Consider the following 10,270-nt stretch of genomic DNA (forward strand, 5'->3'; position numbering starts at 1 on the left):
CCTATTGAGCTGCGATCACCGCCATGGAAAAAATACCTAGCCACGATATTACGCCGCCAACCGTTGGGCACCACACGCCGGGAGACACCACCACGCAAGAGATGTACGCCAAGCGGCGGCATATCTACGTGCGGGAGATCAAAGGGCTGTTTCAAAAGGTACGACGCAGCGCGAACTGGGCGCTAATGATGGGGTTCTTTCTGCTGCCCTGGTTAAACTGGGGCGACCGCCCTGCGGTGTGGTTTGACTTAGCGGGCCGAGAATTTCATATCTTTGCCGCCACGTTTTACCCTCAAGAGTTTGTTCTTCTGTCGTGGCTGCTGATTATTTGCGCCTTTGGGCTATTTTTTATTACCGTTTTTGCGGGGCGGGTATGGTGCGGTTACACCTGTCCGCAAAGTGTTTGGACATTTCTCTTTATCTGGCTTGAACACCGGATCGAAGGCTCGCGCAACCAGCGCATAAAGCTAGACAACCAACCGATGAATGCCAATAAAGCCTGGCGTAAGGGCGCGAAGCATACCGCTTGGCTGCTGATCGCTCTGGCAACCGGTGTGACGTTTGTAGGCTACTTTACGCCGATTCGTGAACTTGTCATGGAGCTTCCCACTCTAGAAGCCCACGGCTGGTCCTATTTTTGGGTTGGGTTCTTTTTAGTCTTTACCTACCTCAACGCAGGCTGGCTGCGTGAGCAGGTATGTATTTATATGTGCCCCTACGCCCGCTTCCAGTCGGTCATGTTTGATCGCGATACGCTGATCGTCTCTTACGACGAAGCGCGAGGCGAGCCACGTGGTAGACGTAAGAAATCACTTAGCCATACGCAAGCGCGAGAAGCGGGCTTGGGAGACTGTATCGACTGCGAACTCTGTGTGCAGGTCTGCCCCACCGGCATTGATATACGCGACGGCCTGCAATACGAGTGCATCACATGCGCCGCTTGCATCGATGCCTGCGACAGCGTGATGGATAAAATGGGCTACCCCAGAGGACTTATTCGCTACACCACTGAAAACGCGCTGGAAGGCAAGAAAAGTCATATTCTTCGCCCGCGCTTGATTGGCTATTTCGTTGCTTTGGTGGTGATGATGGCGACTTTTGCCTGGGCAGTTAATGACCGTACCCCGATGAGCTTTGACGCTGAGCGCGAGCGTACTCAGCTCTACCAAATGACCCGTGACGGGCAGATCAGCAACGTCTACAGCCTGACTGTGCGCAACCTGGACTCCCAAGATCACACCTATGATATTAGCGCGGCAGGCTTACCTAATTTGCAGTTGGATAACACCTCGCTGCGTGTACCTGCGGGTGAATCACGCACTCAGGTGATTACCGTACTGGCCGACCCAGCGTCGTTAAGCGAGCCCAGCCACGCGATTACGTTTACGCTGCAGGCGCAGCAAGATGAGCAAATTCGCCAGACCCGCGAAACGCGGTTCTTGAGCGACATTAGGAGATAAATGCGTCATGTCAGACACCTCGATTCCGCCCTGGTACAAACAGTTTTGGCCGTGGTTTTTACTAGGGCTGCTGTTTTCGTCCATCCTATTTAGTACTGGCTTCGCCATCATGTCGATCAAGAGCTACGACGGCATGGTGGTCCAGGAGGATTACTACGAGCACGGTAAAGCTATTAACATGGTGCTGGCGAAGCAGGAGCGCGCGCGCGAACTCAATTTGAGCGCCGACCTGCGCATCGACCCACTGACTAGTGATATTGTGATCGACCTTGCTGGCGATGCTCGTCCGGATAAACTCTATTTAGATCTCATCTTCCCCACCGAAGATGACCGTGATCAATCCTTCGTACTAGAACACGTGCGCGAAGGCCGCTATATCACTCAGGGGCCGGATAATTTGCGCTACCGCTGGTACCTACAGATTCAGCCCGTGCAAGGCGATGACGCCGAGTGGCGCCTGATCGGCGAAGCCCGCTTCCCCAATGAAACGAGCGTTGCCCTTCTGCCCGGAGGGCGGTCAGAGAGCGAATGAGCACTAAAGCGCTAAGCTGCTACCACTGCGGAAGCCCGGTGCCCGACGGGGCACCGTGGCGTATCGTCATTGATGACACGTCCCACTCTTTATGCTGCCCCGGCTGCGAAGCCGTGGCCCATGCCATTGTCGACGGCGGATTAGAGAGCTACTACCGCTACCGTACCGAACTGCCTGAGCGCCCCGATGAGCGTCAAGCTGCAAAAGCGGATACTTGGTCGGTATTTGACGACCCTGGCCTACAGTCGCAGTTTGTTCATCCGGATGGCGATGAGGGCCACGTTAGGGCAACGCTTGCCGTAGAAGGGATTACCTGTGCCGCCTGCGCCTGGCTTATCGAGCACCGATTGAACGCGCTTGAAGGCGTTGTCTCCAGCGCGGTGAATCTGACCCATCACCGCCTGCGGGTTTCCTGGGACCCAAACGTAGTAAAGCTATCGCAGCTATTCGCTGAACTTGCCGCGATTGGTTACGATGCTCAGCCCTATGAACCCGACCAAGCCCAGACGCGGCTGCAGCATGAAGAGCGCATGAATGTGCGCCGCTTAATAGTGGCGGCGGTCGGGATGATGCAGGTGATGATGTTCTCCATCCCCATTTATGTGTCGGGGCCTGGGGAACTCAGTGAAGACTTCTTTGCGCTGTTTCACTGGCTCTCGTTCGCTCTGGCAACGCCGGTGGTGTTCTTTTCAGCGCAGCCATTCTTCCGTAACGCCCTGCGCGACCTAAAAACGGGCGTGCTAGGCATGGATGTTCCCGTCTCACTGGCCATCGGCGGTGCCTATCTGGCCAGCAGCTATGCCGTTCTGTTCAACGTTGGCGAGGTCTATTTTGACTCCGTCGCCATGTTCACCTTCTTCCTACTGTTTGGCCGCTACGTGGAAGGACGCGCTAGGCGGCGCAGCGGCCATAGCGGCAATGCGCTTAGTGGCGTGCTACCGGTGTCTGCTACACGGCTGGAAGCTGACGGCAGCGAACGCATTCTGCCCGCTAGCGAGCTTGCCCCAGGCGACCGCGTACTTATCAAGCCCGGCCATGGCGTCCCCGCCGACGGTATTATCGAAGATGGCGAGTCTAGCCTGGACGAGTCGATGCTGACCGGCGAGTACCTGCCCGTCACCCGCCGAGTGGGCGAACAGGTGGTAGGTGGCAGCCAAAACATGGAAAACCCGCTCACGGTGCGGGTTACTCATGCAGGCAACAATGCACGCGTGGCGGGCATTGTGGATTTAACCGACCGCGCCTTTGCCAGCCGCCCACGTTTGGCGCAAATGGCGGCGCGCATGGCCCACCTGTTTGTACTGCGCCTGCTGGTGGTCACCGCTTGCGTGACCGTGGCGTGGTGGTTTATCGACCCTTCCCGCATGCTTTGGGTGCTGCTCTCCGTTCTAGTGGTGACCTGCCCCTGTGCGCTGGCACTCGCCACCCCAACGGCTCTCACGGCAGGGCATGGACAGCTGCGCCAGCGTGGCGTGCTGATCACCCGCGCCGATGCCATCGAATCACTTTCTAACGCCACGCGGGTGATTTTTGACAAAACCGGCACGCTCACCCGTGGCGAGATGCAGCTCACCCAAACCTGCCCGTTAAACGAGCAAAGTAGCGAACAGCTACGGGCCATTGCCGCCGCGCTGGAAGCCCACTCCGAGCATCCCATTGCCCGCGCGTTTCGCCCGTTCCGCGATGCCACACTGCAGGCGCGTCAGGTGAAAAGCGTCACCGGCAGCGGGCTAGAAGGCGTGCTTAACGGCACAACGTGGCGCTTGGGCAAGCCCGATTTTGCAACGACCGAGCCACTCACGCCGCCCAGCGCCGGGCAGTGGCTGCTGCTGAGTGAAGATAGCGCCCCGCGGGCCTGGTTTAAGCTCCACGACGGTATCCGTGAAGATGCTGCGCAAACCGTAGCCGCCCTGCAGGCCAGAGGGCTTAACGTTGAGTTACTGTCAGGCGATACGCAGGAAGCCGTAGAGAGCTTAGCCGAGCAGCTCAACATCACCACCTGGCACGCGGGCAAATCACCAGAAGGTAAGCTGGAGCGGCTGCGTGAACTGCAGGCGCAGGGCGAACGTGTGGTCATGATTGGCGACGGCATTAACGATGTACCCGTGCTCGCCGGTGCCGATGTGGCCATTGCCATGAATGGCGCCACCGACTTGGCACGCACTCGGGCCGATGCGGTCTTGCTCAGCCCACGCTTAATACGTATTTTCGAGGCCATCGAGATTGCCAGCGCCACTCGGCGCATCATGCGCCAAAATATGATTTGGTCGGTTTGCTATAATTTCTCTGCGCTTCCCCTGGCCGCGATGGGGCTGGTACCGCCTTGGTTGGCGGCGATCGGTATGTCGCTAAGCTCTCTCTTCGTGGTAGGTAATGCGCTGCGCCTCACGCGCTGGCGTACCTCACCCGCTCCTCAGATAGCCCCAGCCACACCGGTGACCGTATGACCATTCTCTACCTACTGATTCCGCTGTCGCTGATTCTGTTGGGGCTGGCAGTGTGGGCGTTCTTCTGGGCCGTGAAGAATGACCAGTTCGACGACTTGGAAGGCCCTGCCCATCGCATTCTGTTCGACGACGATGAGAACGATCTCACCCCCGAACAGCGCGCCGAGCGCAAAAAAGGTACCAAGCCACCCCGTGACCGTGAGCCACCGCCGTGAACCCGACCGGACTTGACCTGCCGCCGTTGATGGCGGCGTTTGTGTTTGGCCTGATGGGGGGTGCTCACTGCATTGGCATGTGCGGCGGCATCATGAGTGCGCTCACCTTTGCCGTGCCGCCCAGCATGCGCCACCCAGCTCGCATGGGGGGATTGCTGCTCAGCTATAACACGGGCCGTATCCTGAGCTATATGACGGCAGGGGCCTTGGTGGCCGCGCTCGGCACCTTAGTATCGCTGTCACCTCAGGCGCGTATCGCGCTGCAGGTCGTCGCGGCGGTGATGCTGATCCTAATGGCGCTGTATATCGCCAACTGGTGGAAAGGGCTATTGAAAGTCGAAGCCGTGGGGCGCAGGCTATGGCGCTTCATCGAACCCGTCGGGCGGCGTTTGATGCCCGTGGTTCACCTGCCGCAAGCCTTTGCGCTCGGTGCCCTGTGGGGCTGGCTGCCTTGTGGGCTGGTGTACTCGATGCTCGCCTGGAGCTTGGCCATCGCCGACCCGCTACAAGGGGCGCTATTGATGGGGGCCTTCGGCCTGGGAACGCTGCCTGCCCTGTTAGCCACGGGTCTGGCCGCCCGCCAGCTCAGCCAGTTAATTCGTCACCCGGCGACTCGTAGCCTTGCGGCGCTGACGATTATCGGTTTTGCCCTGTGGCAGCTTTGGGCGCTGATGCCCCATGCCGGGCATTAAGAGCTTACCCATCAAACTCCTCTAGACAATACTCAATATAAACATCCTATCGCTTGATATAGCTCAACGCTTTCCCTTCTACGCTGACGTAGCATTCCAACACGCGTTCGAGCTGCGAAGCTCGTCGCTTATGTTGATCGGTTCTTGCTTTGCCCTGCTACTTAGGAGCGCTCCTTATGCCCGTTCATGCCACTGCTGCTCTCGCTCACCCTATTTCCGCAGCGGTTGAGGCCACCGCCTGGGATGACGCCCTGATACGCCGCTACGACACCAGCGGCCCTCGCTACACCTCATACCCTACAGCACTCTCATTTCACGACCAGTTCACCGCTGACGATATGACCCAGGCGCTTGAACGCAGCAATGCCAGCCAAAAGCCGCTCTCACTTTATGTTCATGTACCCTTTTGTCGCAAAATCTGTTTTTACTGCGCGTGCAATAAAATCGCCACGAAAAATACAGCCCTCGCAGAGCCCTACTTGTCTCGGCTGGATCGAGAAATGGTGCTGACCTCCCGGCATCTTGATACAAAGCGGCCAGTGCAGCAGCTGCACTGGGGCGGCGGCACGCCGACGTTCTTAACCCTGGCGCAGATGAGCGATTTAATAGACCGCCTGGATGCACGGTTTGGCTTATCGAGCGCACCGGACCGCGACTACGCTATTGAAATTGACCCACGCGAAGCGGATGTCTTTACCCTGCGCCACCTGCAGTCGCTGGGCTTTAATCGCTTAAGCCTGGGCGTTCAGGATCTCAACCCACAGGTGCAGGCAGCGATTAATCGCGTGCAGCCACGGGTGCTCACTGAAACCTTGATGGATGAGGCGCACCGGCTTGGTTTTCGCTCGCTCAACCTCGATTTAATTTATGGCCTGCCCTTTCAAACCGAGCAAAGCTTCGCTGATACCCTAAGCCAAGTGATTGAACTGGGCCCGGCACGGCTGTCGGTCTTTAACTATGCCCATATGCCAACCCGCTTTGCGCCCCAACGACGTATTAATGAAGCCGACCTGCCCAGCGCGGATGAAAAACTGGCTATTTTGCGTACCACTATTGAGATGCTGACCCAAGCGGGCTATGTACATATTGGTATGGATCACTTTGCTCGCCCAGAGGACAGCTTGGCTCAGGCACAGCGCTACGGTACGCTGCAGCGCAACTTCCAGGGCTACTCAAGCCATTCCCAGTGCGACTTGATTGGTTTGGGGGTGTCGGCTATTTCTCGGGTAGATGACGTTTACGCACAAAACCCCACTCAGCTGTCCCACTATGAAGCTGCCTTAGATGAAGGTAGGCTAGCGACCGTAAAAGGGTTACTCTTAAATAAGGATGACCTAATGCGCAGAGAGGTGATTGAGCGCTTAATGTGCGATATGGCCATTGACCTTGAAGCAATAGGCCAGCGTTGGCAGATAAATGCCGCTGACTACTTTTCAACCGCTCTTGAACGGTTGAAAACCGCCGAGCAGGATGGCCTGCTAGTGCGCCAAGGCCTCTATTTACAAGCTACGCCCACCGGACGGCTGTTGATTCGGCACTTAGCCATGGCCTTCGATAATCACCTGCAACATCAGGGCAACCAACGCTACTCGAAGATTTTATAAGCGTATCGAGACACCTACCCCCTGCGCCTATGATGGCTAATAAAAAGGGAGCACCACATGTCATATCCTGCCAGCCAACGACGTTCACTGCTGCAAGAGGCGCGCTGCCAAACCTGTAGCCTAAGCTCGCTGTGCCTACCGCTTGCCCTAGAGCTTGAGGATATGAGCCAGTTCGATGCGATTATCCGCCGCCGCTCGCCGTTGAAAAAAGGCGAGCGGCTGTTTCGCCAAGGAGATCCTTTCACCAGCGTTTACGCGGTGCGCTCTGGCAGCTTGAAGCAGGTGACTAGCGAAGGGAATGGCAACGACCAGCTCACCAATTTCTTTCTACCCAGCGAGCTGGTGGGTCTGGATGGGATTGACGAAGAACACTACCCCGGCACCGTGATTGCCCTGGAAACCACCACGGTATGCGAAATTCCGTTTGACCGTTTGGACTCGCTCTCCGAGGAGCTGCCCGAACTGCGCGGCCAGCTTTACCGCAGCATGAGCAAGGAACTACGAGACGACCGGCGGATGATGCGTTTACTGTCACGCAAAACTGCCGATCAGCGGCTGGCCAGCTTTTTGATTACACTTTCTGACCGTTTTCGGCGCCGGGGCTACTCCCCCTATAGCTTCCGGCTTTCCATGTCACGGGCAGATATGGGCAACTATCTAGGCCTCGCGGTGGAGACGGTTAGCCGTATTCTTAGCCGCTTTCAGCAGCAAAACGTGGTGGCCGTCTCCGGGCGCGAGGTCAATATTTTGGATATGCAGCGCCTCATCACCCTAGCTGAAGAGGAAGCCCAGGCGGTTAACTCACGTTAAACGCCTGAATGCGCCCTTCCATCAATGCGGCCTGCTTCGCTTCCAGACCGGCAAAATCAAACAGCTCACGGTCGGCAAGCTGCGAAGGGGCAACGTTGGTCACCGCTTTGAACATACTCTCCAACCGGCCGGGGTGTTTTTTATCCCACTCCGCCAGCATCTCTTTGACAACCTGGCGCTGCATATTGGGCTGAGAGCCGCACAGGTTGCAGGGAATGATCGGAAACTCCATCAGCCTTGAAAACTCCGCAATATCCGCCTCTTTGCAGTAGGCCAGCGGGCGAATCACGATGTTTTTACCATCATCCGAGAGCAGCTTCGGTGGCATGGCTTTTAAGGTGCCGCCAAAGAACATATTGAGAAACAGCGTCTCCAGGATATCTTCCCGGTGGTGACCCAAAGCAATTTTGTTGGCCCCAATCTCCTCGGCAAAGCCATACAACGAACCACGCCGCAGCCTTGAGCAGAGTGCGCAGGTGGTTTTACCTTCCGGGGTTTTCTCCTTCACCACCGAGTAGGTATCACGCTCCAGAATGTGATATTCCACGCCTTGCTTATCCAGGTACTGGGGCAACACGTGTTCTGGGAAACCTGGCTGCTTCTGATCCATATTGACCGCTACCAGGGAAAAATTAACCGGTGCGTTGCGCTGTAGGTTGCGTAGAATCTCCAGCATCGTATAGCTATCTTTACCACCAGAGAGACACACCATGACCCGATCGCCATCCTCGATCATGTTGTAATCGATGATGGCGTTCCCTACTTCGCGCCGCAGGCGTTTTTGCAACTTGTTGAATTCACGCTTCTGCTTGGCATCCTGCAGCTCATGCTGCTGGACAAGGGGCTCGTCAGACGCGCTGTCTGACGAAGTGGGGTCAAAGTAGTCAGGTTGTAACATGATCGTCGCACTGCCGATGGGTGAAGGAGCAGCGCATATTCTAACAACACTACGAAGCTCTACCCAATACAAACCCTAGGCAGTTAACGCTATCTCGCGTTGAAGACGCAGATACAGCAACGCGCTGGCGGTGGCTTCGCTGACCACGCTGGGCCAGGTTAATGGGGGCAGGTTCCATCGGGTAAGCGCATCACCAAGGCAGCTGCTGGCTTCGATATGAGGATGCAGCCGCCGTAGCTGACGCCCGTGCAGCTTGGCAATATCCACCTGCGCGTTAGGCAGCCCGAATCCCAGCACGTTTCGAAACAGCCCATTAAGCGGCTCAATGGTGTTCTCTAATTGCCACCCGACTAACGGCCGATTGCCAATAAACTCCGCCAGCTCACTCAGACACTCAGCATCGGGAGAACGGGGCGAGTGCGTGGTATGCAACTGATGATGGCGTCGCAGAGTAGCAGGCGCCAGCGCCGGTGACGCGGCTAAGGTGGCCACCCACGTACGGCTGGTGTGCACTTGGCGCGGGCTTAGCACCACCGCCGCCACACTCAATACAGCGGGCTGAACGGCGCTTACCTGGCACGCCATGGCCACGGCCTCTTCCCCCATATAAGGCTGAAACAGCCAGGCATAGGGCGAGTCCGCCCAGCGACGGCGGTCGCTCTCACGCTGAAGCAGAGTGCGCAGTGAACCGCTGAACAGGGTCATATGTCGATCTAACAAGCGCATTCCGCTCACGAATACTCCAAATGGTAACGATGGGAAAGACGCTGCTTAAAGTCTTTCACGATGTGTAGGGCTTCACGCAACAAGTCCCGTTCTAGCGAAGAGAGCTCCTGAACGACCACTCGATTGGTGCGTTTAGGGTTGGCGTTATCCAACTCCTGAAGCTGCTGACGAAGGCGTAGCTCGGTAAACAGCGCCAGTGCCTCGCCTAGATCATCAGCAAAGCGGCGGTCAAGCCGCCCATCGGCGGCCAAGGCATCTAAGCGGTCCAAGGTAGAGGTCGCATTAATGCGCCGCTCAAGGGCCATCGTACGCACACCGTGGACTATCGGAAAAATACCGCCTTTTTTGATATCAATACCGTGCTGGGGCTTTTTCAGCGAGCCAAATAGCGTCAGCGGCGTCGAGAAGCGCAGTGCCGCCCGGGCAAAGTAAGAGAGCAGCAGTTCATCGTGGGAGCAGCGCTCAAACAGCGCTTCACGCACCTGATCCAGTAGCGCCGGATTACCCGCCACGCCGTGGGAGTCCAATAGAATCGCTAGTTTCATCAGGCTATCGCCATCTCGGGCATTGACCCACTTAGTGATATTGTTTTTCCACTGGGAAACCGTACCCACCCACTCTGGGTTAGACACCATGATATTGCCGGGGCAAGGTGGATAGCCTAGCTGGATTAGCGTTTCCGTTAGAGTGTTCATCTCCTCAGCCACCGTGGGCCACTGGCAATCATCAGCTAAGATCAACCCATTATCTTGATCGGTTGTAACTATTCAGCACCGGTTGGCTGAGTCGGGGCTTCTTGCTGCATGAAGGCTGGCACCTCCCCCGCAAACAGTTGCTCCAGTGCGGTATGCGCCGCTACCCCTTGCTTGACGGCGGTCGAGAGAAA

General features: G+C 57.0%; 9 protein-coding genes and 1 pseudogene. 7 read left to right on the forward strand and 3 right to left on the reverse strand.

What is annotated here, in order from left to right:
• Positions 1–23 precede the first annotated feature (23 nt).
• The 7 genes from ccoG (at position 24) to fnr (ending at position 7,760) form a co-directional block, all read left to right on the forward strand.
• Positions 24–1,460 carry a cytochrome c oxidase accessory protein CcoG gene (gene ccoG / locus NH344_RS10075; protein ID WP_253027866.1) on the forward strand — a complete coding sequence of 479 codons (1,437 nt, stop codon included), beginning with the start codon at positions 24–26 and terminating at the stop codon, positions 1,458–1,460.
• Between the two features lie 7 nt (positions 1,461–1,467).
• Positions 1,468–1,992: a FixH family protein gene (locus NH344_RS10080; RefSeq protein WP_058577155.1), complete on the forward strand. Its 525-nt coding sequence runs from the start codon at positions 1,468–1,470 to the stop codon at positions 1,990–1,992.
• Positions 1,989–4,439, forward strand: a complete 2,451-nt coding sequence (locus NH344_RS10085; RefSeq protein WP_228168333.1) for a heavy metal translocating P-type ATPase — start codon at positions 1,989–1,991, stop codon at positions 4,437–4,439. Before NH344_RS10080 ends, NH344_RS10085 begins: the two co-directional genes overlap by 4 nt.
• A complete protein-coding gene (gene ccoS, locus NH344_RS10090) occupies positions 4,436–4,654 on the forward strand; it encodes a cbb3-type cytochrome oxidase assembly protein CcoS (protein WP_044628710.1) in 219 nt (72 codons plus the stop codon). The genes NH344_RS10085 and ccoS overlap by 4 nt, the downstream gene beginning before the upstream one ends.
• A complete protein-coding gene (locus tag NH344_RS10095) occupies positions 4,651–5,346 on the forward strand; it encodes a sulfite exporter TauE/SafE family protein (protein WP_044628711.1) in 696 nt (231 codons plus the stop codon). Before ccoS ends, NH344_RS10095 begins: the two co-directional genes overlap by 4 nt.
• Before the next feature lie 176 nt (positions 5,347–5,522).
• The gene (hemN, locus tag NH344_RS10100; protein WP_058577153.1) at positions 5,523–6,950 is read left to right on the forward strand and encodes an oxygen-independent coproporphyrinogen III oxidase; all 1,428 of its coding nucleotides are present in this window, start codon (positions 5,523–5,525) and stop codon (positions 6,948–6,950) included.
• 57 nt (positions 6,951–7,007) lie between these two features.
• Positions 7,008–7,760, forward strand: a complete 753-nt coding sequence (fnr, locus tag NH344_RS10105; protein ID WP_054640963.1) for a fumarate/nitrate reduction transcriptional regulator Fnr — start codon at positions 7,008–7,010, stop codon at positions 7,758–7,760.
• Here fnr and ttcA read toward each other — a convergent pair.
• From ttcA to NH344_RS10120, 3 genes and pseudogenes are all read right to left on the reverse strand, one after another.
• Positions 7,747–8,658 carry a tRNA 2-thiocytidine(32) synthetase TtcA gene (ttcA, locus tag NH344_RS10110; RefSeq protein ID WP_044628714.1) on the reverse strand — a complete coding sequence of 304 codons (912 nt, stop codon included), beginning with the start codon at positions 8,656–8,658 and terminating at the stop codon, positions 7,747–7,749. The genes fnr and ttcA overlap by 14 nt on opposite strands.
• Before the next feature lie 75 nt (positions 8,659–8,733).
• Complete coding sequence (locus tag NH344_RS10115) at positions 8,734–9,384, reverse strand: DNA polymerase III subunit epsilon (protein ID WP_253027867.1); 651 nt, start codon at positions 9,382–9,384, stop codon at positions 8,734–8,736.
• Positions 9,385–9,389: 5 nt separating this feature from the next.
• A pseudogene (locus NH344_RS10120) lies at positions 9,390–10,151 on the reverse strand (putative nucleotidyltransferase substrate binding domain-containing protein); the annotation flags it as partial.
• Between the last annotated feature and the right edge of the window lie 119 nt (positions 10,152–10,270).

Source organism: Halomonas sp. Ps84H-12 (assembly GCF_024124725.1).
In the GTDB taxonomy this organism is placed as follows: Bacteria; Pseudomonadota; Gammaproteobacteria; order Pseudomonadales; family Halomonadaceae; genus Vreelandella; species Vreelandella aquamarina.

What these genes read in the sequence shown, in the direction of transcription:
- ccoG (WP_253027866.1), top strand. Translation starts at nt 24, where the DNA reads ATGGAAAAAATACCTAGCCACGATATTACGCCGCCAACCGTTGGGCAC.
- NH344_RS10080 (WP_058577155.1), top strand. Translation starts at nt 1,468, where the DNA reads ATGTCAGACACCTCGATTCCGCCCTGGTACAAACAGTTTTGGCCGTGG.
- NH344_RS10085 (WP_228168333.1), top strand. Translation starts at nt 1,989, where the DNA reads ATGAGCACTAAAGCGCTAAGCTGCTACCACTGCGGAAGCCCGGTGCCC.
- ccoS (WP_044628710.1), top strand. Translation starts at nt 4,436, where the DNA reads ATGACCATTCTCTACCTACTGATTCCGCTGTCGCTGATTCTGTTGGGG.
- hemN (WP_058577153.1), top strand. Translation starts at nt 5,523, where the DNA reads ATGCCCGTTCATGCCACTGCTGCTCTCGCTCACCCTATTTCCGCAGCG.
- fnr (WP_054640963.1), top strand. Translation starts at nt 7,008, where the DNA reads ATGTCATATCCTGCCAGCCAACGACGTTCACTGCTGCAAGAGGCGCGC.
- ttcA (WP_044628714.1), bottom strand. Translation starts at nt 8,658, where the DNA reads ATGTTACAACCTGACTACTTTGACCCCACTTCGTCAGACAGCGCGTCT.
- NH344_RS10115 (WP_253027867.1), bottom strand. Translation starts at nt 9,384, where the DNA reads ATGCGCTTGTTAGATCGACATATGACCCTGTTCAGCGGTTCACTGCGC.